The following is a 23835-nucleotide window of genomic DNA, read 5'->3' on the forward strand; positions in this document are numbered from 1 at the left end:
GCAGGCAGGAACAAGGGGGCAGGATATGGCGGATGAGGCAAATCCGGTGCTGGAGGCACGGGGGATCGTAAAGATTTTCGGTCAGCACAGGGCACTGGATGGTGTCGATTTCGCGGTGCGCCCCGGCGAGGTGCATGCACTTCTGGGCGAAAATGGTGCGGGCAAATCAACGCTGATCAAGATTTTGACCGGGGCCTATCAGCCCGATGGCGGTGAGATCATGCTGGACGGTGCGCCGGTACGCTTCACCGACCCCTTGAACGCGCAGGGCGCAGGCATCGGCACCGTGTATCAGGAGGTGAACCTGCTTCCCAACCGCTCTGTGGCGGAAAACCTGTTTCTGGGCCGCCAGCCCACCCGGTTTGGCCTTGTGCAGCGCAAGGCCATCGTAAGCCAGGCCGCCGCGCTGATGGCGACTTATGGGCTGGATATCGACGTGCGGGCCGAACTTGGCAGCTATTCCGTCGCCGTGCAGCAGATCGTGGCCATTGCCCGCGCAGTGGAATTGTCGGGCAAGGTGCTGGTGCTGGATGAACCCACCGCCAGCCTTGACCGCAACGAGGTGGACAAGCTGTTTGACGTGGTGGCAAAGCTGAAGGCGCGCGGGCTTGGCATCATCTTCATCACGCATTTTCTGGATCAGGTCTTTGCGCTGGCCGACCGGGTAACGATCCTGCGCAATGGCCAGCTGATCGGCACCCGTGACCTGAGCCAGCTTACCGCGACAGAAGTGGTGCGCATGATGCTTGGCAAGGATCTTGCTTACGGCCACAGCGCCCTTCCCGTGGCCGAGGCCGCGAAAGGCCCGGTCAAGGTCACCTTTTCAGGGCTTGGCCACGCGGGTCGGATGGCCCCTTTCACGCTGTCATTGCATGAGGGTGAGGTGGTTGGCGTGGCGGGCCTGCTGGGGTCTGGCCGGACGGAGATGGCACGGCTGATGTTCGGGGTGGATACAGCCGATGAGGGGGAGATCACCGTCTCGGGCAAACCCGTGAAAATCCGCAACCCCGCGCAGGCGGTGATGGCAGGATTTGGCTTTTGCCCCGAAGACCGCAAGCTGGACGGTATTTTCGGTGAACTGTCTGTGCGCGAAAACATCATCATCGCGTTACAGGCAAAGCTGGGCTGGTTCCGTGCCCTGCACCGCGATGAACAGGACGAAATCGCCGGGCGCTATGCCGACGATCTGGATATCCGCGCCGCCAACCATGATATGCCTGTGAAGCTGCTATCGGGGGGCAATCAGCAAAAGGTGATCCTTGCCCGCTGGCTGGCCAATGACCCGACCTTCCTGATCCTGGACGAGCCGACACGGGGCATCGATGTCGGCGCGCATGCCGAAATCGTTCGCACTATCAACCGCTTGCGCGAGGACGGGCTGGCGCTGCTGGTTATCTCGTCCGAGCTGGATGAGGTGGTGGCCTATTCCAACCGGGTCGTGGTGATGCGCGACCGTCAGATGGTGGCAGAGCTTCACGGCGCCGATATCACCCCGGCGGTGATTGTGGGCGCAATCGCTGACAACAGCATCCCGACAGAGGCACAAGTATGAAACGGCAAACACTGACATCCACGCTGCTGCGCCCGCAATTTGCCGCCCTTGCCGCTGTCATGTTTATCAACTGGCTGCTGTTTCCGGGCTTCTTCACCATTACATGGCAGGATGGCCGGTTCTTTGGCAGCCTGATCGACGTTCTGAACCGAGGTGCCCCGGTGGCCATTCTGGCCATCGGCGTAACAGCGGTGATCGCGACCAAGGGCGTTGACCTTTCCGTTGGCGCGGTGATGGCGATTTCGGGCGCGGTGGCCGCCGTTATGGTGTCCACCGGAACACCCGCCACAATCGCGATCCCGATCGCGTTGCTGGCCGGGCTGGTCTGCGGGTTCTGGAATGGCGTGCTGGTGACATATCTTGACATTCAGCCGATCATTGCCACGCTGGTCCTGATGGTCGCCGGGCGCGGCTTGGCGCAGTTGATCACCGAAGGGTCGATCGTCACCTTTTCAGATCCGCTTCTCAGCTATATCGGCACTGGCGCACTGCTAGGTCTGCCGATGCCAGTGGTGATCGCGTTGGTGCTGATGATCGTGACCACGCTGGCCGTCCGCCGAACCGCCCTTGGCCTGCTGATCGAGGCGGTCGGCGTCAACCGGTCTGCCGCTCGTTTCGCTGGCATCTCCAGCCGCTTGCTGCTTCTGCTGGTCTACAGCTTTGCAGGGTTCTGCGCCGCCATCGCCGGGCTGATCGTGGCGGGCGACATTCGCGGCGCGGATGCCAATAACGCGGGCCTTTGGCTGGAGCTGGATGCCATTCTGGCCGTGGTTCTGGGCGGCACCTCGCTGCTCGGCGGGCGGTTTTCCATCCCGATGTCGGTGGTGGGCGCGCTGATCATTCAGGCGATGAACACCGGCATCCTGATTTCCGGCTTCTCGCCGCAGTTCAACCTTGTTGTCAAATCGGGGGTGATCATCCTGATCCTTGTGCTTCAATCACCGCAGGCCGGGCAATGGATCAGCCGCCGCTTTGTCCCGACCACCCCGCCCGCAAAAAGGAGCGCCGAATGAACCGTGCCTTCCGGCCGCTTCTTGCGACCACAGCCATCTTTGTGCTGGCCTATATCGCCGCCGTTCTGCAATACCCGTCGATGCTGTCGACCCGCGTGCTGGGCAACTTTCTGACCGACAATGCGTTTCTGGGCATCGCCGCTGTGGGGATGACCTTTGTCATCATCTCGGGCGGCATTGATCTGTCGGTGGGTGCGGTGATCGGATTTTCCACCGTGATGATCGCCACGCTGATCATGTGGGCGGGGCTTCACCCTTTTGTTGCCTTTGCCATCACGCTGGTCGTATCGGCGGGTTTTGGCGCTGTGATGGGGGCGGCCATACATTACCTGAAGGTGCCTTCTTTCATCGTCACGCTGGCGGGCATGTTTCTGGCCCGAGGCGGTGCATCGGTTCTGTCACCCGACAGCATTGGCATCAAGCATGAGGTCTACACCACCATCTCGCGCAGCTATATCCTGCTGCCGGGTGGCGGGCGGTTGACCGTGATTGCGATGATCATGCTGACGGTCTTCGTGGTGGGGATCGTGCTGGCCCACCGCACGCGCTTTGGCTCTTATGTCTACGCGCTTGGCGGCAATGAAACCTCTGCCGCGCTAATGGGGGTGCCGGTCGCGCGCACCACAATTCTGGTCTATACCTTGTCGTCCACGCTTGCCGGGATCGCCGGCATCGTGTTTTCACTATATACCTCGGCGGGGTATTCGCTGTCGGCCTTGGGGGTCGAGCTTGACGCAATCGCCGCCGTGGTGATCGGCGGCACGCTTCTGACCGGGGGATATGGCTTTGTCGCGGGCACCTTTATCGGGGTCATGCTGCAAGGATTGGTGCAAACCTACATCGTCTTTGACGGCACCTTGTCCAGTTGGTGGACAAAGATTGTGATTGGCGGGCTTCTCTTTATGTTCATTCTGTTGCAAAGGCTGGTGTTCTCAGCCTCCACCCCACGCAAAAAGGCGTTCAGGAAATCATAACATGAGCGAACCGGGGAGCCTGGTGCGCGCACTCTCCGGGCGGCAGACGGCGCGGAACTATCATTCCTATGTGATTGCCGAGGTGGGCCTTGGCATCGCCTCAGGGCGCTTTGCCGTGGGCAGCATCCTGCCAAATGACGCCGAGATGATGGGATCATACGGCGTGTCGCGCACTGTCCTGCGCGAGGCGTTGAAGACATTGGAAGCCAAAGGGCTTGTCGAGGCGCGCGCCAAGGTCGGAACCCGAGTGCTGTCACGCAGCCGCTGGAACCTGTTTGACCGGCAGGTGCTGGCGTGGATTCAAGAAGCCGGGCCGGATGCAGCGTTTCTGGCCAGTTTTGTCGAGTTGCGCGAACAGATCGAGATGCAGACCGCCACCCTTGCCGCCGCCCGCCGCACCGCTGAACAGGTCAGGATGATGCATTACTGGCTGAACCAGCGCAGCGCGATGGCCACGCTGTGCGAACCCTTTGCCTTGGCAGAGTTCGAGATTCACCGCACCCTGTGCGAAGCCAGCCATAACCCGTTCTTGCGCGCAACATCCGGTCTGGTCGAATTTGGCGTGGTGCAGGCCACGCTGGCCCGCATCAAAGCGGGCGTGTCAGATTTTGCTGCCGAAAAATCGGCGCATTACAAAGACCTGACAGATGGCATCACCACAGGCGATGTCGCCAGCGTCACCAGCGCGATGACTGCCATTCTGGCCCAAGACAGCCACTGGACCCTGCCAAACAGGCCAGCCTGACCCGACATCTGACAGATAAGGACGTTGGGGCCTCGCGGCAGATCGGGATTTTCGCAAACATTTCCCGTGCCCCGGATCGCATGGGGAAAATTCCCACGAGCTTCGCCGCCACGTTCTGGGTACCGGCACATTCGAAAAACAAAGTGGAGATCCCCTGTGATGCCGATAAATTGCTGGAAGTTATGTAACTACCATGCAATCTGTTCTTAGCTTGAGCAGCAGACCTACACATTCTGGGGACGATGTAATGAGAGAATTACAGCGGATTCTGCACGTTGATGACGCCGAAGACATTCGAGTTATAGCCGACATAGCGCTCAAGTTGATTGGTCAATTTGAGCTTCTGCAATGTGATTCCGGCAAACAGGCCCTTGAACAAGCAGAAGCCTTTCGTCCGGATCTTTTCCTTTTGGACTACATGATGCCTGACATGGATGGCAAAGAGACACTTCTCGAGCTTCGCAAGCTGCCCGGCTTAAGTGATGTGCCCGTTGTTTTCATGACGGCACGGGTCAACGGGGATTTTGCAGACAGCCTCCGCAGCGATGGTGCTTTGGCTGTGATAGCAAAGCCCTTCGATCCGATGGACCTCGCCGATCAACTCCGCGCCCTCTGGCAGACCCACACTGGCCTGTAATCTACAAGAGTGACATCGGCCCACTATCTGGACCTGTCATGATCTGGAGCCGGCTGAAGCAATCAACTCTCTCACCTTTCGGGCTAAGAACTCCGGGCCATTGTCTGATTGAATGTGTTCCGGCGGGCCACATCAGCGACCATTTCGGGGCGGGAGCTTCTCTTGATTTTGTCTGTCAGGCGGTCGAACTCTATACAAAAAGTTGAGCCGACACCCAGTTCGCTGACGTAATCGATGGTGCCGCTGTGTCGCTCGACGATTTGCTTGGTGATGTTGAGGCCAAGGCCTGTCCCGCCGACCTTGCGCACATCGGAGGAGTCCACCTGACTGAACTTGCCAAACACGCGGTCTTTGGCGCCTTTTGGAATGCCCACTCCTTCGTCCTGCACCAAAATGCGGATATGGGCGTCACTGGTCTCCACCCGCACCTTTACCGTGCCTCCCTGGCCTGAAAACTTAAGGGCGTTTGACAGCAGGTTGTTCATCACTTGGATCAGGCGGCCATGGTCGCCCATGAAGCGGCAATCCTCTACGCAGGGAACGGTCATCACTTTGATCCCGAGCTTTTCGGCATACCCTGTGGTAGATTCCACTGCCTCGTTCACCACGTCATTCGCGTCGAGCGGTTTGAAATGGAACGCTATCTCACCGGCTTCGATCTTTTGCAGGTCGAGCAGATCGTCGATCAGATTGGCAAGCCGATGCCCGTTCTTGGCCGAGATGCCAATAATGGGCTTGAGGTATTCGGGCACCTCGCCGAGTACACCGTTGTTGACGAGGTCAAGCCCACCGATGATTGAAGTCAGCGGCGTGCGCAACTCATGGCTGACCGTGGACAAGAACTGCGACTTGATCTCCAAGGCGGCCTTGGTGCGCTCGTTCTCCTCCTTGATCAGTTTCATCTGGTTAAGCTGGTTGTGATAGCTGAAGTAAAACTTCACCGATATGTCGATGATGAAGTAGAGCACGAAAATGATCGTGAAAAACTCCAACCAGATGTAGGAACTGAGCGGTGGAGAATAGCGAACCACGTCCAGAAACGCGATGTAGAGAAACGCGAAACCGTAGATCGAAAGCCGCAAAAGCAGTATGCCAATCATTTGGCTATTGTACATCGCAGCAAAGAGCGACGCTGAGAACAGAAAAAAGAGCGGTGTGAAGTGCCCGCCCGATGTCTGCTGAACCGCAATGTTAATGATAAAGACGCTGATCGCCATCGCGCTGATCGTCGTATTTAAGACGATGCTTTTGAGAATCTGACGGCCCACGACCGGGTCTTGCCCATCCCAAGCCTTGGACTTGCGTCCAAGGATCATGTCGAGCATTTCGGTCAGGACCACCACACCGTAGGTTGCGAAGGTCGAGATCGGGTCAAAATAAAGCGCCGCAAGAACGGCCGCAGCAAAAAAGCTCGCCTGCCGCTGCCAGACTAGCTGGTTGGCAAGGACCAAATAATCTTTGATCGGTTTTTCGCGGCCGTCCGAGTTGAACCAGTTCATCCAGGCCGCCCAAGACGCGTTCAGGTCCTTCATGCATGCCTCTGCAGCTAAATTGAGTTCGAACGTTACTGCGGCAATGTGTCTAAAATCCGTCATAAGCTAGGCAAGACGAGGCCTTTGCATTTCACAATCTTCGGTAAGGCGCCAAGAGCCAGCTTCAAACCTTTCGGTCCACGCCATAATTCGCGTTGGATGCCAAATGCCCTTTGCGGATTGGCGAAAGCCACGCCAGCCTGCTGTCAGGCCGCCTTGGAACGGCCCTCCTTGGACGCCTCGTAAACCCCCAAAAGCGCCGGAAACGCAATGTCGGACTGCGAGTATTCATCCATCGGACCAAAAACCGGTGTGCGGGCTAGAACCGCGTCACGCTGTTCCCGAACCTTGGCGGTCAAAAGCTGAATCGGCTTTTTCAACCCCGGGTAGCTGCGTGGTTGCATCGCAAGTTCATAGCCAAGGTAGCGGCGGTAAAACGCTGTATGCTCAGCCCTCACAGGTGCAAGAGCCAAGTCTATGTCGTAGAACATCGCGGCCAGAAACGGGATACGCAGTGCCAGAAAATGCAATGGCACACGCATCTTTCTGGCCGAAGGATCGATCACGAAGCGGGTTGGATCCAGAACCGTCTGTCCCTGTTTGAGATAGTCCAAAATCTCGGGAAACACCTCCAGCGTTGGTGATGTAAGCGACAGCTTGGACAACAGGTGCAACCGCATCGCCGCCAGAATCTTCCCATCCATTTCAACCGCGACATGGACGCAGTTCGCGGTCTCATCGAATGCGTCAGTCATGATCCCCTGCTCGTTTTCGACAATCGACCCTTCGGCGCGATAGCATCTGTAGCGCAGGCGATATATCTCCTCGAGGTCCTGCCTGTTGGTCAGAACCTTGTAGCGGGATTGTTTAAGTGTTTCGACAACTTGCGGGTTCATGATTTACTTCTCTGGCCCTGCGCCACTACGGCTGTGCACGACAAACGAGGAGATCACTGTAACCACGATAAACTGATTGCTGACGTACGATCTCGAAACCCGCTGCGATGACAGCCGATGCAATTTCTGCCTCGGTGTGAGTCCAGTAGACGCCTTTCTTTTGTGCCTTGAATATTGCCTTGTTTTGCTTTGCGATTTCCCGGCCCTGCCAGAAGATCCGGAGCGCGCCGGCCACCCCGTGTTCCTTTTTCAGATTTGAAAACAGGTAGCTGCGCCAGTCGCCTACGTTCATGTAACGACCAAGATCGACGAGGTAGAGCCAGCCGCCCGGACGGAGCAACCGACGCAGGTCGGCGAGCCGCTGCTCCTGTGCGGGCATGGCGTAGAGCGCATGGACGCAGATGACGAGATCGGCCGTGCCGGGGGCGTCGATACCTTCAATCGCAAGAGTGTCGAACCTGACATTTCTGTGGGCTGCCAATTTGGCCTTGGCCAAACCGATCATGCCTGCGTCGGGTTCAACCAAGCGGATCTGACTGTCGGGGCAGACGCGAGCCGCAATCTCTGTATAGTTTCCTGTCCCGCCACCAATGTCATAGATCAACTGCGGCTTTTCTATCGTGCCAAGAAACGCCTCAAAATCATGCAAAATCGCTTGGTACTCAGGGTTGTGCTCTGAAAGCAGATCGTAGGACGTTGCATAGCTGCTCCAATCGACCTGGGCCGACCGATCGACCGATTCAGGTCTATGGAGACCCACGGAAGAGGATCCCTCAGCACTAACGTGTGACGGCATGGGAGAAAAACTCCAAGGTTCAATGGGGAAAGGGCCTGTGGCGCGACCTCTTTAGTTAACAATAGGTTACGCCGCGAAGCTAACATTGCAAGAAGTTTTATCCACAGTGTGGCGATCTGGCACCTAATGTTTCGAATTTCGCAACTATCTGACAAGCTTCCTGCCTATCGCGGCATGCGAACGTGACGATGTTCAGGCAAGACATCTGCTACATCCCCGCTGGGCATCTCTACAAAATGTGCTTCCCGATCAAGGCACAACCTCTAATTGTAGTGCTGCTCGAATGGCTTTCAGAGCCGTCCGGGACGCAAGAGCCCTGCCCAGTTCGACCTCGTGTGACAGCCCGATCCTCCCGCAGAGTCGGCGGAAAGCAGCTACAAAATGTGACCAAATAAAGGCGCGGATGCCAGATTCCGGGGCCAAATTTCGCCGATCCGACAAAATGCAACCCCAATTCTGAGCGACAAAGGAGCGAATCGATTGGGCGCAAGGTCTCTGGAGACGTGATGAAAGTTTTAATGATTGATGACGACCAAGCAACGCTGGATCTGGTCGCGCATTTTCTCGGGATAGCAACGCACCACAACATCAATGCAGCCCCCTCGGGAACGGCGACGCCCAAGACCACCGTCGGAAAAACCCTGCTGAGTTCAGGGATCGACCAACTCGCCCAAAGGCGCCGCGAGATCAAAGCCCGCTCAACAGTTCTACATCAAGCGTAAAGATATCGGGTGACGACATCGGTCTGGCCCCTGCCCGTCTGACGGGCTCTGACGGCTTTCCGCGCAACTTCCGCTCGGGGGTGCAGGTGCATTATACCCTTGTTTTATAACGCATCTCTGAACCGATCAGAGCCAGCGCACAGACAGTTGATGAATAAGGCGTTTTGACAAGGTAACCGGGCGGAGTCCTGAACCTGGCGCGAACTGCCAAGCCAAACACAAGTGATTCCTGTATTAGCCAAGGCAATTCATATGGCTGCCAGATCACCAAGCCACTAGTGCTCTACCAACTATCAAAACGCGCCTCTATGAGAGTGCATTTCTTAGCTTAACCCATTGATTTATATGGTGCCCCCACCAGGACTCGAACCCGGGACCCCCTGATTACAAATCAGGTGCTCTACCAGCTGAGCTATAGAGGCATAAGTGTGAAATAACCGCGCAAGCGGCTCTGCGCAAGCCCCTCAGCGGTTGGTTCGGGCCAATAATGCAACGGCCAGCAATCCAACGGCCATCACCATCAGGGCGGCGGGGGCGGCTTCTTCCAACCGCTCCAGCGAGGCCAGCTCAAAAACCCGCGTGGCCAGTGTGTTATAGTTGAACGGGCGCAAGAGCAGGGTGGCAGGCAATTCCTTGACGCAATCGACAAACACCACCAGCAGCGCCGTGGCCACCGAGCCGCGCATCAAGGGCAGATGCACCGCCCGCAGCGCGCCCCCCGGCGAGCGGCCCAAAGACCGCGCAGCCATCGGCAGCGAGGGCGATATCCGGCCAAAGGCTGCATCCACCGCCCCCTGCGCCACACCAAAGAACCGCACCGAATAGGCCAGCACCAGCGCCGCCGCCGTCCCGGTAAACATCAGCCCCGGATCCCAGCCCGTGACCGCCAGCACGCCATCAGCCAGCTTGTGATCCAGTGCGGCCAGCGGAATCAGGATGCCGACCGCCAGCACGGCACCCGGCGCCGCATAGCCCAGCGTGGTTATCGGCAAGACCCAGCGCGCCGCAGAGCGGTTGATCATGCGCAACCCATACACCAGAAAGATCGCCGCCCCCACTGTCAGACCCGCAGCGAGGCCACCGGTGACCAGCGTATTGACAAACGCCTTGGCGAGGCCCGGCGACAGCCAGACCTCGGGCCTGCGCAGGGCATGCCAGCCCATCACAGCCACGGGCAGGATGAATCCGACGGCGATAGGAACCATACACAGGGCAAAGGCGATCCATCCCGCGCCGCGCGACAACGTGGCAGGCTCGACCGGGCGGGCCGATCCGCCCACACGGTGAAACCGCGCGTTGCGGCGGCTGATCCGCTCTAGCCCCAGAAGCAGAAAGATCAGCGTCAGCACCACAAGGGCGATCTGCGCAGCCCCACCCGCATTGTTGCCGTTCAGCCATGTCGAGAAGATGCCGGTGGTCAGCGTCTGCACCCCGAAATGCTGCACCGTGCCGTAATCCGCCACCGTTTCCATCAGCGCCAGCGCCACTCCGGTTGCAATCGCGGGCCTCGCCAGAGGCAGGCCAACCCGGCCAAACAGCCGCCACGGACCACAACCCAGCGCGCGCGCCACTTCATACGAGCCGCCAGATTGTTCACGAAACGCCGCGCGGGCTAGCAGATAAACGTAAGGATACAGCGCCGCCGACAGCACGATCACCGCCATCCCGCGTGATCGGACCTGCGGAAACCAGTAATCGCGCGCCGTCTCGAACCCCATCAGCGCACGCAGATTGGTCTGCACCGGCCCCGCGTATTGCAGGAAATCAACAAGCGCATAGGCCCCGACATAGGCCGGGATCGCCAGCGGAAACAGTAGCACATAATCCAGCCAGGCCCGTCCCGGAAACCGATACATTGTGGTCAGCCATGCAGCGCCCGTGCCCACCATCGCCGTCAGGACCGCCACGCCAACCATCAGAACCAGCGTATTGCCCAGATAGCGCGGCAAAACCGTGGCCGACAGATGCGGCCAGATATTTTCGGTCGGGTGAAAGGCGATCCACAGAACCGAGGCCATCGGTGCCAACACCACCACGGCGATCAGCAATGCACCCAAAGACCACAGGTCAAGATGCGGCAGGCGCGAGGCAGAGCGGTGAACTTGAGCGTTTTGCTTGGTCATCTTGCGCCACAGGTAGCACTGCGCGCCCTGCCCTGTCCAGATCACTGGTGCCGGACATGCAATGCGCCAAGCGTGGCTTGACGGACTCTGTCGGTATTTCTTGTGATCTCCCCCGTGTTATCCGTCCGCAAAGCGCCTATAGTCCTCCGCAATAAGAACCGGCACAGGTCCAGAGCAGGATGCGTATTGTCTATCACCTAGGCGCCCATTGCACAGATGACGAACGTCTGATGCGATGCTTGTTGAAAAACCGGGATGTCCTTGGCGCACAAGGCATCGTGGTGCCCGGCCCTGCCCGGTATCGCTCTTTGTTGCGCGACACGGCGATCACGCTCAAAGGTCAGCCCGCCAGCCGCGACACTCAGGCATTGGTGCTGGAACAGATCATGGAAGAAGACAGGGCCGAGCGCCTGATCCTATCATGGGATAACTTCCTCTCCTTTCCGCAATGGGTGCTGAAAGAGCGGCTCTATCCCGCCGCCGCCGAACGGGTCCGTGCCTTCACCCAGATATTCCCCGAAATCGAGGCCGAGTTTCATCTGGCCATCCGCAACCCCGCCACCTTTCTGCCAGAGCTTTTCGCCAAGCAGCGCGACAAAAGCTTTGATCAGTTCATGGACGGAATAGACCCGATGGATCTGCATTGGTCCGAGGTGATCGAGGATGTGCTCAGCAACAACCCCGATGTGCCCTTTACGGTCTGGTGCGATGAAGACACGCCGCTGATCTGGCCCGAGGTGTTGCAAGCCGTATCTGGCCATGCCGAAGCCACCCCACTGATCGACACGGACGAATTGCTGGCGATGATCATGTCGCCCGAAGGTCTGGTGCGGATGAACGCCTATATCGACAGCCATCCGGTTGCCACGGCCACTCAGCGCCGGCGGATCGTGTCGGCGTTTCTGGACAAATTCGCCCTGCCCGAGCGGGTAGAGCTGGAACTGGATGTGCCGGGCTGGACCGAAGACACCGTGACCAGCCTGACCCACGCTTACCAGCAAGACATTGCGCGGATCCGGGCGATGCCGGGCGTGACCTTCATTTCGGCATGAGCCCATGAAAAAGGGGCGCGAGCACCCCTTTTTCTTTAATCGCGTGTCAGGCCATGCCCAGAGCGGTCTTGTACATTTCCAGCACAGCTTCTTCTTCGGCAATCTCATCGGGCTTGCGCTTGCGCAGCGCGATCACCTTGCGCATCACCTTGGTATCATAACCGCGGCCCTTGGCCTCGGCGAACAGCTCTTTTTCCTGTTCGGCGATATCTTTCTTTTCAGACGCCAACTGTTCGGCCCGCTCTATAAACTGGCGCAGCTCGTCCGCTGTCACGGAATAATTGTCAATCGGATCGCTCATCTCGGCCTCATGCTCCGCTGGTTTGATCCCATCCCTACCTTGGCCCCGTCAGGGGTTCAAGGCTTGCGCCGCGTCCAAGCTTAGGCTAGGCGGCGCGAAACCAAAGCCAAAGGATGGGAAGCCATGGAAATGCTGATCTGGGGCGGTGCTGCGCTGACCATGGCGGGTGTGCTGACGCTGCTGTGGTGCATCATCCTTGCCATGCGCGCCCGCAAATCCGGCCTGCCCGATGCTGAGATCAAAGCCCAGCTTCAAAGCGTGGTGGTGCTGAACCTTGGGGCCTTGGCAGTATCAGGTCTGGGGCTGATCGTCGTGGTGGTGGGCGTTATCCTCGGCTGACACGGGACCGAAAGCCGCGCCCGGTAGATACCAGCGCATCCAGTGCGGGAACCGGCTTCCACACTTCAGCCTCTTCGGCCCACAGCCGCAGATCGCGGCGCAGGATCATCAGCCCGCGCTGTTCGGCCTGATACAAGGGGCCACCACTTTCGGCAGGCAAGCCAAGTCCGTGAATGGCCACGAGGTCCACGTCATGGGGCGAAAGCGCCAGCCCCGCCGACAGCAGCCGCGCCCCCTCATTGGCAAGCGCCGCCAGCCAACGGCTGACAATCTCATCAGCTGACATCAGGCGCAGCATGGGGCCGGGTTCGGCCTTTGGCACCATTGGTGCGGCCAGCCCGAAATTGGTCAGCGCCGACACAATCGCGTCTGGCGCAACCCCTGACGCGATCAGCGCGCGCAAAGCAGCCCCCCCCGCGCCCGCAAGCCTGCCAGAAATGCCCACGGGCGATTGCACCCCGGTCAACACCACCATCTGCCCGATCCGGCGTAGAAACGCCAAGGCCTGCGCCGCCGCGGCCGCTGGACAATTCGCGGGCAGGCCCAGTTCGGCCACCCGCCCTGACAGCACCAGCCGGAACGCAGCCGGTGGCAGATCGGTCCGCCCCATCACCAACAGCGGGACCGACGCAGGCAAAGATGGAACGGCGGTATCCGCTGCCACGATCACCAGATCGCATTGCACCAGCTCCGCCGCATCAACAACGGGGCGCAACCGCGCCCAATCGGCGTCGCGCTGCGCCGCAGACAGCGCACCAGCCTGCACAGCCGCCTCTTGCCGCGAGGCGATGCTTTGCAACATTGGCACCAGACGCGCGCGTTCTGGCTCCAGCAGCGTGACACGCACCCCCCGCGCCAGCGCCATCAGAGACAGGGCGGCAAGCTGCGGCGATGCGCCCACCAGTGCCGGGCGGGCCACTTGGGCCACCTTGACCGCCCTGAGCGGTTCCGGCGTCACGGCCGCCGCACGCTCGGCGCGGATCAGATGCGCCAGGGCTGACGTTTGTGGCAAAGCATCACGTTCCGCTGCAAGCATCGCCTCAAACGCAAAACCCTGCTCTGGGGGCAGCAAGAGCGCGGCTTCGGTGCAATCAGCCAGTGCCATGGCAAGACTGCCGGGTGCAGCCTCGGCCCGTATGGCCTTGACCGCCGCCAGATAGGCCCGGCCATCGGCAAAGGCAGCTGTGCTGCGCGGCAGGGCTGCGTGGGTCTTTGCCCACGCCCGCGCCGCGTCTAGAACCTCGACGGGGGTTTCGCCCTCAACCACCTGATCCACCAGACCAATGGCCAAAGCCTCGGGCGCCGCGACCGCCTTGCCTGCCGTCAACAGCCGCAAGCTTTGCTCGGCCCCGATCAGACGCGGCAAACGCTGTGTGCCGCCCGCGCCGCTGATCCGACCCAGACGCGCTGCCGGAAAAGCGATCCGCGCGCCCGGCGTGGCCACACGTGCCCGCGCCGCCAAAGCCATCTCTGCCGAGGCGCCCGCAACCGGCCCCTCCAGCAGCATCACGACCGGCACCGGGCTTGCTTCAATCGCAAGGCACAAACTGGCGAGCGTGGGCGCTGCTGTGTCATCCCCCCCCGGCAGATCAGGTCCGCCATCAGGATGGGACGCCAGACTGCGATCGGCAGAGCGCAGCACGATTGCCACCACCCCACGACCCACAGACCCAAGTGCGGCCAGCAATTGCGCGCGCTGCGCTGCATCCAGCCAATGGCCGTCAGACCGACGCAACAGACAGACATCGACCAATCCGTCCGTGGTGGTCACATCTATGCCGATGCTCACTGCCATGTCCTTGTGACTGCCCTACCACTTGCCCCGCAATCTCCACAGTGCAGCGCAACGGGACGCGCGGTCAAGGCGCTGTGATCACTCCGTCACATGACCAAGTGGCGGTCAGACCGGCATATTATCGAAACTGGCCTCGATCTCGGCGTCGATGGCCGTATTGCGCACGCGCGGGCTGACCACAGTCCGGGCAGACCCCAAACCCGGCAACACATCCTCCAGCGCCTGCATTTCGATCAGCAAGGCCCCAAGCGCAGGGTCGTCCTGCTTTGCCACCCGGTCAGCGGCTTCGGATGCCAGTTCTGCAATCCGGCGCAGATCCTGTTCGGTTCCCATCATACTTCCCCCCTTCTTATCCATTCCATATCATCGCAAAGATCTTCAATCCCCGCGCGGAACCCCGCCTTGACTCAGGTCAACAACATCACACATTCAATTCTTGCAATATATATCTTTCCCCCCTATATCACCCTCAGACAGCAACGGGAGACAACCATGACACCCACCGTTCAGGCTTTCTTTGATGAAGCCACCAACACGATCACCTATGTCGTGACCGAACCTGCGGGATCGGCCTGCGCGGTGATCGATTCCGTTCTCGATTTCGATTATGCCTCGGGCCACACCGATACGCGCTCAGCTGATGAGGTGATCGCCTATATTCAGGACAAGGGCCTTGATCTGCAATGGATTCTGGAAACCCATGTCCATGCCGATCACCTGTCCGCAGCCCCCTATATTCAGGAACGTCTGGGCGGCAAGATCGGGATTGGCGACCGGATCACCGTTGTGCAGAACACCTTTGGCAAGATCTTCAATGAGGGCACCCGGTTTCAGCGCGACGGATCGCAGTTTGACCAGCTGTTCCAGGAAGGCGACAGCTTTCACATCGGCCAGATGCGTGGCGATGTGCTGCACACGCCCGGCCACACGCCTGCTTGTCTGACCTATGTGATCGGCGATGCGGCCTTTGTTGGCGATACGCTGTTCATGCCCGATTTCGGCACGGCGCGCTGTGACTTCCCCGGCGGCTCTGCCGAAACGCTGTTTGACTCGGTACAAAAGATCACGGCCCTGCCGGATCAGACACGCATCTTTGTCGGCCACGACTACAAGGCACCGGGCCGCGATGACTATGCATGGGAAACCACGGTCGGCGCTCAAAAGGCGCTGAACATCCATATCGGCGCCGGCAAAACCCGCGCAGAGTTTGTCGCCATGCGCGAAGACCGGGACGCGACCCTTGCCATGCCCCGCTTGATCATCCCATCCTTGCAGGTGAACATGCGGGCAGGACAGATGCCCGAGCCCGAGGACAACGGCCAAGTCTATCTGAAAGTCCCGATCAACGGGCTGTAACCTTTGACGGCCATGCGGCAGGCGCGTCCGCTGCATGGCCCTGAACTTTGAACAACACGGGATAGCACAATGCTGGAACAAGACTGGATCTGGGGCTTTGTCGGGGGTCTGATGATCGGTGGCGCAGGCGCGCTTTTTCTTTTGATGAACGGTCGCATCATGGGTGCGTCGGGGATCATCGGCGGCCTAGTTGACGGATCCGGACGCAGCAACTGGGGCGAGCGACTGGCCTTTCTGGCAGGATTGGTGCTGTTTCCGCCCGTGCTGGCCTTACTTTACGGCACGGTTGACACCAGACTGACCGACAATGTCTGGCTGCTGATCGCAGCGGGTCTGCTGGTGGGGTTTGGCACACGGATCGCCAATGGCTGCACCTCTGGTCACGGGGTCTGCGGCATTTCGCGGCTGTCGTGGCGCGGTCTGGCCGCAACCATTGTCTATATCGTAGCAGGCGGGGTGGCCGTGGTCGCCTTCCGTCATTTGTTCGGGGTGATCTGATATGATGCGTGCAGTGTTTTCCGCCCTGTCGGGGGCGTTGTTCGGGGCCGGACTTTTGGTGTCTGGCATGGTGGATACGGTCAAGGTGCAGGGTTGGCTGGATGTGTTCGGCGCATGGGATCCGACGCTGGCCTTCGTGATGGGCGGTGCGATCCTGCCAATGGCAATTGCATGGATCGTGGCAGAACGGCGCAAAACCTCGGTGCTGGGCACGCCGATTCCGGCGAAACCAAACCAAAAGCTGGACACCAACCTGATCCTTGGGTCGGCGATGTTCGGGGCCGGATGGGGGCTTGTTGGCCTGTGCCCCGGCCCTGCGCTTGCGGCGTCTTTCCTGAACGGGGTAAGCGGTCTGGTCTTCCTTGTTGCGATGGTCGCAGCTATGGTCGCCACGCCCGCGCTGCGCCGCGCCCTGACCGCCATAGGAGATACCGCATGGACATCCGCCCGCTGACGCCCAACTACGCCGTCGCCCCCCAGATCGACCCCGAAGATTTCGTGGCGATCAAGGTGGCGGGCTATACGCGGGTCATCAACAACCGCCCCGATGCCGAAATCCCTGCCTCGCACCGTGCGGCGGTCATGCAGGCCGCGGCCGAAGCGGCGGGGCTGGAGTTTGTGATCAACCCGGTGATCGGCGGTGCGCTGACCATGGCCAATGTTACGGCACAGGCAGAGGCCATCGGAACGGCAAGCGGCCCAGTTCTGGCCTATTGCGCCAGCGGCAACCGGTCTTCGATCTGTTGGGCTTTGGCAAATGCAGGCGAGATGCCCGCCGATGATCTGATCGGCATTCCCGCCCGTCATGGCTACAATCTGGAGGCCCTACGGCCCCAGATCGAGATTTTGGCCAAGCGCTGACCATTTGGTGGCAAGCCCGCTAATCGGTTCCGGTGGCAGAGAACTGTTCAAAATCAAAAGACTGGGGCAGATCTGCCCCGGACTCACCTTCGCCCCACACCGACAGGCTTGACGGCTGCACTGCAGTCTGTGCCCGTTTCGCTGTGATGGCCTGACCGGTCAGGCGGATGGCGCGCATGCCGCGGTTCTGCCCCAGCTTGCCCTCTGCCACACAACGCCCGTCCAGACCCCGAATGCTGATCCTGTCCAACGCCGCAGATGGCAGGGCAAGGGCCATGCCAACGTGCAGGCCCATCACCTCGGTCAAAGACAGGGTCAGCTGCGTCAGCACTGCGTCGATCTGGGACGGGGCGGCATCCACCCGCACGGCAAGAGCGGCGGCGAATGCAGGGCGCGCCACCGAATCCGGCACGGCATCCGCCTTGAGCCGTGGCTTGCGCCCCTTTCCTTCGGCGGGCAGCACCAGAATCATATCCCCGACACGGGCGCCATGGGACAAAGACAGCCGCGCCGTCAGCGTGCGGTACGTCACATCTTCCAGCAGCAACCCCAAGGGGCGCGCTTCTTCGATAAAGGACGCGTAGTGAAAGCCGCTGGTCCAGACCAGATCGCTTTCTTCGGCCAGCGCTTCTTCCAGATGCGACAACGCCAGATCGGCCAAGGGCGAGACCATGGCCGCATCGGTGCGGGTGGGTTTGCGCGGATCGGGGGCTTGTGTGCCACATTTGCCCAGCGTCATCACCTCTATCAGGGCGGTCAGCAGATCGGGAGACAGGATCAGCAGGCCCAAGCCTTCCTCTGGCCCCTCCAGCATCAGAATAAGCGCCCGCTCTGGTGGCAGGTCCAGCAATTCGGCCAAAGACAGCCGGGCCGTGGTCAGGCTGACAAAATCAACCGGCAAATCCATCATGTCACGCGCCGCGCGCGCGAATCCCAGACGCCACGCCCGATCCGCACCTGGCCCGCCTTCAAAGGCGGAATGCTGCCCGAACCGCAGCTTTTTGCGCATCACCTCACCCGGCACGGCGACCCCAATTCTTGCTCGCTTTATGCCAGTTTTGCGCAGCGGCGTTACCAAAGGGTTGACGGCGGGTGTTTTAGTCTACTTTTCGTTCCAGCCGCAGCGGCACGGCCACCCGGAAGGCTGCCCCGCCCTGCCCAGGCAGATAGGTGATCGTGCCGCCCAGATTGGCCATCACCTCGCGGCAGATCGCAAGGCCAAGCCCCGCCCCGCCCGCACGGGTCTGGTCGGTCAGCCGCGCGAACTTCTCAAAAATCAGTGCCTGACTTTCCTTGGGAATGCCCGACCCGTTGTCGGCGAAATCGACCGTGACCCGGCCACCGCGCTGCCGCACCGAGATCCGCAGCTCGGGTGCCGTCGCATCGCAATATTTGCGCGCGTTCGAGATCAGGTTGATGAACACCTGCACCAGACGATCAGCATCGGTGCGGATAAAGATATTCTCCATCGGCAGGTCGCGGAAGATCACAAAGCTGCGCTCGGGCTTGGTATGGCTGGCCGATGCGAGGGCGCGGTCGATCATCTGGCTCAGGTTCGCAAGCCCAAGGTTCAGCTGCACAGTGCCGTTTTCCAGCACCGACAGATCCAGCAGATCATCCAGCAACCGGGTCAGGCGCTTGGCCTCGTCATGGATGATGCGTCCGTAATTGGCCACTTGTTCAGGCGGCAGATCGCCTTCGGTCAGGATCTCGGAAAACGCGCGGATGGACGTCATTGGCGTGCGCAGCTCGTGGCTGATCTGCGAAAGGAACGCATCTTTCTGGATCGACAGTTGCATCAGCTTTTCATTGGCCTCGCGCAGCGCACGCGCCGTGCGGGTCACTTCCTCTTGCTGGCTTTCCAGCCGGGCGGAATATTCCATGATCTGCGCCGACTCGCTGGCCACCGCCATCAGGTCTTCGACCGTCACCGTGGCGCGACCTGCAAGCTGGCTCATCATCGCATGCGCGGTCGCCGCCCCCACCGATCCCGCCAGCCGCCGTTCCAGCCTGGCCATGAAATCGGATGTGGGATCAGGCAGATAGCCCGCCTTGCCCTGCCCCTTCGCCTCGGCCTCGAAAAAAATCAGCGCGTCGTCATCGCCCATGATCCGCTGCGACATGACCAACAGGTCTTCGGGTTCGGCCACGCCCCGCTCCCACCCGCGCGGGCTGCCCGATGCAGTGTCAAACACACGCACGAAAGCAGCACCCTGCATCCGCTCTACCGGACCGGGAAAGGTGAACAATGATCCGGCGAGAAACGCCGCAGTGTTCAGAGTCATCGACCAGAACAGCGCGTGCAGCAGCGGGTCCATCGTGGACACGCCAAACAGCGCACGCGGGCGCAGCCAGTCTATTCCGAACGGACCCTCCACAAACACCATCGCCGGGATCACCGCATCGGGACCAAAAGACGGCAAAAACAGTGTATAGGCCCAGACCACAAAGCCCACCGACATGCCAAGCGCCGCACCGATCCGGGTAGCGCCGCGCCAAAAAATGCCAAAGATCATCGCGGGCAAAAACTGCGCCACTCCGACAAAAGCGATCAGCCCGATAGCAGCAAGGGCCGCAGAGCCGCCCGACATCCGGTAATAGGCATAGCCCAAGCCCAGCACCACGCCGATAGAGATACGCCGCGACAGCAAAACCAGCCGCCGCACATCACCCGACACCGCTTTTGCCGGACGCAGCCGCAGCCAGACAGGCATGACGATATGGTTGGAAACCATGGTGGCAAGGGCGATGGATTCCACAATGACCATCGACGTGGCCGAAGAAAACCCGCCCAGAAACGCGAGCATCGCCAGCGCGCCTTGTCCTTCGGACAGGGGAAGGGTGAGCACGAACATATCAGGATTGGCAGAGGATGGCAGACGTTCAAGCCCCATCACCGCAATCGGCACGATGAACATGCTCATCGCAAACAGATACAGCGGAAAGGCCCACGATGCAGTGGCCAGATGCCGCTCGTCAGCGTTTTCCACCACCATCACCTGAAACATGCGCGGCAGGCAGATCACTGCCGCCCCTGCCGCAAACAACAGCCCCGCCCAGCGGCCCGGTTGCAGGTTCCAGTCGGCAATGTCTGACGCATCAATGCGCGCGATCATATCGGCAGGGCCATCGGCCATGAACCAGACCACAAACACCCCCACGGCGATAAGGGCGACCAGCTTGACCACCGCCTCAACCGCGATGGCAGTGACAATGCCGTGGTGCTGTTCCTTGGCGTCCAGATTGCGAGTGCCGAACAGGATGGTGAACAGCGCCAGCCCCGCCGCCACCCAGACCGCCGTTGCCTCGGTCCCCGGCGGGGCAAAGCCGTCGTCGGTCGGGCTGGCGAAGACGCTGAACGACAGCGTCACCGATTGCAGTTGCAGCGCGATATAGGGCGTCGCCGCCACCACCGCGATCACCGTCACGATCACGCCCAGCAGGTTCGACTTGCCAAAGCGGCTGGAGATCAGGTCGGCGATTGACGTCACGCGCTGTTGCCGCCCGATCCGCACCAGCTTGCGCAGCACCCACCACCAGCCGACAAACACCAGCGTCGGGCCAAGATAGATCGTCAGAAATTCAAGCCCCGACCGCGCCGCATAGCCGACCGCGCCGTAAAACGTCCAGGCGGTGCAATAAATTGACAAGGACAACGTGTAGATCAGTGGCGATTGCAGCCAGCCAAGCTGGCCACGATCCGCCCGCCGCTCTGCCGCCCATGCGACGGCAAACAGAAAGATCACATAGGCCAGACAGGACAGGACCAGAATGTTAAAGGGCATCTTGCTTGGCCCCTATGTCCCTTGGCCCGGATCGGGGCTGGCATCGGCATCATCGGCTTCGTCCGCCGTGTTCAGGCTGCGCGACACAAGCATCGCAAGAGCAATCAGCACGGCCCAGATCACAAACAGATAAATGCCATCCGGCGCAGTATCCCGGCGGAAAGTGTCTTGCGGGGCCCAAAGCACCGGCAGAAGCATCAGGAAAAGACCAACGACCGGCAACAACCGCGCAGCATCGCGCCGCCTGCGTTGCCGGTAACTGGCGCGGCGCAGAAACAGCGGCGGGGTGCGTGGGGATTGCGACATCGGCTCAGCCGCTGATCAGCGCGCGAACGGCGGCGCGCATGTCATCGTTGGAAAACGGCTTAGTCATGAAATGGTTGGCCCCTGCCCGTTCCGCCGCCTCGCGGTCACGGCCCTGGCCCTTTGCCGTCAGCATCATCACAGGCAGGCCTTGCGTCGCCGGGTCCGCCCGTAATTCCGCCAGAATTTCCAGACCGCTGACACCGGGCAACATCAGATCAAGGATGACCAGATCCGGCATCACCGCCCGCACCGCCGCAACCGCGCCCACCCCATCGGCAAGCGTGGTCACTTCGCAGCCGTCACGCGACAGGATGAACCGAATAGCCTCGGTTATGTTCGGCTCATCCTCGATGAGCAGCACACGCGCCGTCATATGTCTTGTGTCCCCCCTCCGGTCAGCAACCGGGTTGCTGCAAACTATCCGGCGAATGTGTGGGTATGTCAAAGACCTATTGCACGCCAGCCTCGGTCAGTATCGACGGCTCGCGCCGGGCAGGACAGGCCGCACGCGGGCAGATGCGACAAGAGGAACCAAGCGCCAGCACTGGCCCTGCCGCGCGCAACGGGGCGTCGTCGGGCAGGATCAGCATGGCGGCTTCACGCAGGTCCGGGCCACTGAACCCTTGCGGCAGGCGCGTTTCGCAAATTGACAGCGTGCGAAACACCCGCGCCGCCCGCCCCGCAGGTTCCACCCGCGCGACCATAGGCATCATCGGCCGCGCAAGCGCCGCAAACAGCGGCCACAACGGGCAGGCCGCGCCAAAGCGGGGCAAGGCGAAACCATCAACCGGCTTGCGAAACAACAAGGTGCCAGAGGCGTCGCAGATCACCAGCCCGGCGACAGACCCCGGCAAAAGCGCGATTCGCCGCATCACCGCCAGCACCGGCAAACCGCTACGCTGCGCCAGAACCGACGGGTCGGCCTCGCCGCCCTCCAGCGCGGCGCGCAGTACGGCATCAGGCAAAAGCCGCGCCTCATCAGCGGACTGACGCAGGAATTCTTGCGCCAGACTGCGCGCAGCTACCGCAGCAAGCCCCGCCACCTCGGCCATCAGCCTTTCAAACCCGCCCGGCTCTGCCAATTCCGCCAGATGCCATCCACGCGCGGCAAGCCAGCCCTCTACCTCTTCTTGCGGCGCGGCAAGACCGGCATCAACCGCTGTGTCCGGGCCATCCAGATAAGCAACCAACGCCTCGGCCCCATGGGCCAGCCGTTCACTGTCCTGATGCAGATTCTGATGGAAACGCGCACGCCAGTCCGGGTCGATGTCTTCGGTATCCGCCAGAATGGCCGCTGTTGAGCGCACCGAGGCCAGAGCCGACAACACCTCATGCAACGACGCCGACAAATGCGGATCATGGGTCAAACGGTCATTCAAAGCACCAACTGCACGCTCCAGCTGCGCGGCGCGGTGGTGCTGCGCGGCCAGTACCGCCGCCCAGCCCGGAAAGCGGCCTGCAAAATCTTCAATCCGGTCCAGTTCGGGCTGCACCCCCGGCACGGTTGACGCCGCCGCGCGCAGATCGTCGATCAGCGCGCCGCCCGCGCCCTCTGACAAGATCGCAACCTCAGTCCCCAGCGCTGCGGCCAGACGCTCCAACACCTCGGCCCCGACACGCCTGCGGTTGTGTTCAATCAGGTTCAGATAACTGGCCGATACCCCGGCCGATTGCGCCACCTCGCCCTGACGCAGACCCAAGGCAAGCCGCCGCTCACGGATCAGGCTTCCGGTCAGACTGGCAGGGGCAGAGGATGGGCTGTTGGACATGGCAAACCACTAAGGACTACCTGACTTTACAAGCCCTGCCAAAATTTACAACGGCTTGTCAAACTAGTCTATGGTGCGAGCAAACGGGCGTAGAGCGTTTCCAGAAACGCCCCTGCTTCGGCATAGGGGTCGTGGCCTTCACCAAGTACCGTGCGGACCTGCACATCGAAATCGGCGTAATGCTGGGTCAGCGCCCAGATCGAAAACACCAAATGCACCGGGTCCAGCCGGGCGATGCGGCCCTCATCCATCCAGCGCTGCAGCACCAGCGCCTTTTCCGCCACCAACTCGGTCAACTCGCCCTCTATCGCCGCACGCATCCGAGGCGCACCTTGCAGGATTTCGATGGCAAACAGCCGGCTTTCACGCGGGAAGTTGCGGCTTAGTTCCAGCTTACGCCGGACATAACCCATGATTTCCGCCACCGGATCGCCGTTGGGGTCCATTTCGCGCAACGGATCAAGCCATGTGTGCAAAAGGCGCGTCAGCAGGGTCTGGTGGATCGCCTCTTTTGACGGAAAATAATACAGCAGGTTGGGCTTTGACAGGCCGGCAACCTCTGCAATCTGGTCCAGCGTAGCTCCGCGAAAACCTTGCGAAGAAAACACATCAAGCGCAGCCTCAAGGATGGTTTCAGAATTCCTGAGCTGAATACGGGTCTTGGGTCTTGGCATTGGTGTCGTTTTTCCTGCGTCCGGTGTGTCAGGTTGGCGCAGAACGCGCCATCATGCAATTGGCAGAACGAAGGCTGACTATGCTAAGATCATCGCGATCAGGGCGAGG

General features: G+C 60.6%; 25 protein-coding genes and 1 tRNA gene. 12 read left to right on the forward strand and 14 right to left on the reverse strand.

The annotated features are described in order from the left end of the window. Window positions 1–25: 25 nt before the first annotated feature. The 5 genes from Q8K08_RS11425 to Q8K08_RS11445 all read left to right on the forward strand — a co-directional run bounded on the left by Q8K08_RS11425 (window position 26) and on the right by Q8K08_RS11445 (window position 4921). Entirely contained in the window at window positions 26–1552 is a 1527-nt protein-coding gene (locus Q8K08_RS11425; protein WP_305250137.1) for a sugar ABC transporter ATP-binding protein, read from the forward strand. After that, on the forward strand, window positions 1549–2565 hold the full coding sequence (locus tag Q8K08_RS11430; RefSeq protein WP_305250138.1) for an ABC transporter permease: 1017 nt from the start codon (window positions 1549–1551) through the stop codon (window positions 2563–2565). Before Q8K08_RS11425 ends, Q8K08_RS11430 begins: the two co-directional genes overlap by 4 nt. Further along, entirely contained in the window at window positions 2562–3539 is a 978-nt protein-coding gene (gene yjfF, locus Q8K08_RS11435; RefSeq protein WP_304798743.1) for a galactofuranose ABC transporter, permease protein YjfF, read from the forward strand. Before Q8K08_RS11430 ends, yjfF begins: the two co-directional genes overlap by 4 nt. A gap of 1 nt (window position 3540) precedes the next feature. Further along, window positions 3541–4284, forward strand: coding sequence for a FadR/GntR family transcriptional regulator (locus Q8K08_RS11440; RefSeq protein WP_304798740.1), 744 nt, complete (start codon window positions 3541–3543; stop codon window positions 4282–4284). Window positions 4285–4531: 247 nt separating this feature from the next. Then, a complete protein-coding gene (locus Q8K08_RS11445; protein WP_304798736.1) occupies window positions 4532–4921 on the forward strand; it encodes a response regulator in 390 nt (129 codons plus the stop codon). An 83-nt stretch (window positions 4922–5004) separates the two neighbouring features. Here Q8K08_RS11445 and Q8K08_RS11450 read toward each other — a convergent pair whose 3' ends face one another. The 3 genes from Q8K08_RS11450 to Q8K08_RS11460 form a co-directional block, all read right to left on the reverse strand. Beyond that, window positions 5005–6453 carry a cell wall metabolism sensor histidine kinase WalK gene (locus Q8K08_RS11450; RefSeq protein ID WP_304798733.1) on the reverse strand — a complete coding sequence of 483 codons (1449 nt, stop codon included), beginning with the start codon at window positions 6451–6453 and terminating at the stop codon, window positions 5005–5007. Between the two features lie 206 nt (window positions 6454–6659). Beyond that, entirely contained in the window at window positions 6660–7349 is a 690-nt protein-coding gene (locus Q8K08_RS11455) for an acyl-homoserine-lactone synthase (RefSeq protein ID WP_305250140.1), read from the reverse strand. 25 nt (window positions 7350–7374) lie between these two features. Then, window positions 7375–8109, reverse strand: coding sequence for a trans-aconitate 2-methyltransferase (locus Q8K08_RS11460; RefSeq protein ID WP_304803372.1), 735 nt, complete (start codon window positions 8107–8109; stop codon window positions 7375–7377). A 542-nt stretch (window positions 8110–8651) separates the two neighbouring features. Between Q8K08_RS11460 and Q8K08_RS11465 the strand changes: the two genes are divergently transcribed. Continuing rightward, complete coding sequence (locus tag Q8K08_RS11465; RefSeq protein WP_304803374.1) at window positions 8652–8867, forward strand: hypothetical protein; 216 nt, start codon at window positions 8652–8654, stop codon at window positions 8865–8867. 346 nt (window positions 8868–9213) lie between these two features. Here Q8K08_RS11465 and Q8K08_RS11470 read toward each other — a convergent pair. Then, a tRNA-Thr gene (locus tag Q8K08_RS11470) sits at window positions 9214–9289 on the reverse strand. Between the two features lie 42 nt (window positions 9290–9331). Continuing rightward, window positions 9332–10990, reverse strand: a complete 1659-nt coding sequence (locus tag Q8K08_RS11475; protein WP_305250164.1) for an iron ABC transporter permease — start codon at window positions 10988–10990, stop codon at window positions 9332–9334. 242 nt (window positions 10991–11232) lie between these two features. Between Q8K08_RS11475 and Q8K08_RS11480 the strand changes: the two genes are divergently transcribed. Next, on the forward strand, window positions 11233–12042 hold the full coding sequence (locus Q8K08_RS11480; protein ID WP_304803378.1) for a hypothetical protein: 810 nt from the start codon (window positions 11233–11235) through the stop codon (window positions 12040–12042). 46 nt (window positions 12043–12088) lie between these two features. On the opposite strand, the gene Q8K08_RS11485 is transcribed toward Q8K08_RS11480, so the two are convergent. Further along, window positions 12089–12343 (reverse strand): DUF2312 domain-containing protein, encoded by a 255-nt coding sequence (locus tag Q8K08_RS11485; protein ID WP_304803380.1) that lies wholly within the window; start codon window positions 12341–12343, stop codon window positions 12089–12091. A 123-nt stretch (window positions 12344–12466) separates the two neighbouring features. On the opposite strand from Q8K08_RS11485, the gene Q8K08_RS11490 reads away from it, so the two are divergent. Next, entirely contained in the window at window positions 12467–12682 is a 216-nt protein-coding gene (locus Q8K08_RS11490) for a hypothetical protein (protein WP_304803383.1), read from the forward strand. Here the strand turns inward: Q8K08_RS11490 and Q8K08_RS11495 are convergent. Together Q8K08_RS11495 and Q8K08_RS11500 are read right to left on the reverse strand one after the other, a co-directional pair. Continuing rightward, window positions 12669–14471: an enoyl-CoA hydratase-related protein gene (locus Q8K08_RS11495; protein ID WP_304803385.1), complete on the reverse strand. Its 1803-nt coding sequence runs from the start codon at window positions 14469–14471 to the stop codon at window positions 12669–12671. The two genes, Q8K08_RS11490 and Q8K08_RS11495, sit on opposite strands and share 14 nt — an antisense overlap. Window positions 14472–14582: 111 nt before the next feature. Further along, on the reverse strand, window positions 14583–14813 hold the full coding sequence (locus Q8K08_RS11500; RefSeq protein ID WP_305250141.1) for a hypothetical protein: 231 nt from the start codon (window positions 14811–14813) through the stop codon (window positions 14583–14585). Between the two features lie 156 nt (window positions 14814–14969). Between Q8K08_RS11500 and Q8K08_RS11505 the strand changes: the two genes are divergently transcribed. The 4 genes from Q8K08_RS11505 to Q8K08_RS11520 all read left to right on the forward strand — a co-directional run bounded on the left by Q8K08_RS11505 (window position 14970) and on the right by Q8K08_RS11520 (window position 17192). Then, complete coding sequence (locus Q8K08_RS11505; protein WP_305250142.1) at window positions 14970–15833, forward strand: MBL fold metallo-hydrolase; 864 nt, start codon at window positions 14970–14972, stop codon at window positions 15831–15833. Between the two features lie 72 nt (window positions 15834–15905). After that, entirely contained in the window at window positions 15906–16331 is a 426-nt protein-coding gene (locus Q8K08_RS11510; RefSeq protein ID WP_304800179.1) for a YeeE/YedE family protein, read from the forward strand. 4 nt (window positions 16332–16335) lie between these two features. Next, entirely contained in the window at window positions 16336–16785 is a 450-nt protein-coding gene (locus tag Q8K08_RS11515; RefSeq protein ID WP_370654126.1) for a DUF6691 family protein, read from the forward strand. Beyond that, on the forward strand, window positions 16767–17192 hold the full coding sequence (locus Q8K08_RS11520) for a protein tyrosine phosphatase family protein (RefSeq protein WP_304800175.1): 426 nt from the start codon (window positions 16767–16769) through the stop codon (window positions 17190–17192). Before Q8K08_RS11515 ends, Q8K08_RS11520 begins: the two co-directional genes overlap by 19 nt. Before the next feature lie 19 nt (window positions 17193–17211). On the opposite strand, the gene Q8K08_RS11525 is transcribed toward Q8K08_RS11520, so the two are convergent. The 6 genes from Q8K08_RS11525 to Q8K08_RS11550 all read right to left on the reverse strand — a co-directional run bounded on the left by Q8K08_RS11525 (window position 17212) and on the right by Q8K08_RS11550 (window position 23726). Continuing rightward, window positions 17212–18201 carry a FliM/FliN family flagellar motor switch protein gene (locus tag Q8K08_RS11525; RefSeq protein ID WP_305250143.1) on the reverse strand — a complete coding sequence of 330 codons (990 nt, stop codon included), beginning with the start codon at window positions 18199–18201 and terminating at the stop codon, window positions 17212–17214. 88 nt (window positions 18202–18289) lie between these two features. After that, window positions 18290–20977, reverse strand: a complete 2688-nt coding sequence (locus Q8K08_RS11530) for a sensor histidine kinase (RefSeq protein WP_305250144.1) — start codon at window positions 20975–20977, stop codon at window positions 18290–18292. Between the two features lie 12 nt (window positions 20978–20989). Then, entirely contained in the window at window positions 20990–21283 is a 294-nt protein-coding gene (locus Q8K08_RS11535; RefSeq protein ID WP_304797031.1) for a hypothetical protein, read from the reverse strand. Between the two features lie 4 nt (window positions 21284–21287). Beyond that, window positions 21288–21656 carry a response regulator transcription factor gene (locus Q8K08_RS11540; protein WP_304797033.1) on the reverse strand — a complete coding sequence of 123 codons (369 nt, stop codon included), beginning with the start codon at window positions 21654–21656 and terminating at the stop codon, window positions 21288–21290. A gap of 76 nt (window positions 21657–21732) precedes the next feature. Next, the gene (locus Q8K08_RS11545; RefSeq protein WP_304797035.1) at window positions 21733–23052 is read right to left on the reverse strand and encodes a helix-turn-helix transcriptional regulator; all 1320 of its coding nucleotides are present in this window, start codon (window positions 23050–23052) and stop codon (window positions 21733–21735) included. Window positions 23053–23120: 68 nt separating this feature from the next. Beyond that, window positions 23121–23726, reverse strand: a complete 606-nt coding sequence (locus Q8K08_RS11550) for a TetR family transcriptional regulator C-terminal domain-containing protein (protein ID WP_305250145.1) — start codon at window positions 23724–23726, stop codon at window positions 23121–23123. Window positions 23727–23835 lie beyond the last annotated feature (109 nt).

The sequence above is a fragment of the Pseudotabrizicola sp. genome (assembly GCF_030684215.1).
GTDB lineage: Bacteria > Pseudomonadota > Alphaproteobacteria > Rhodobacterales > Rhodobacteraceae > Pseudotabrizicola.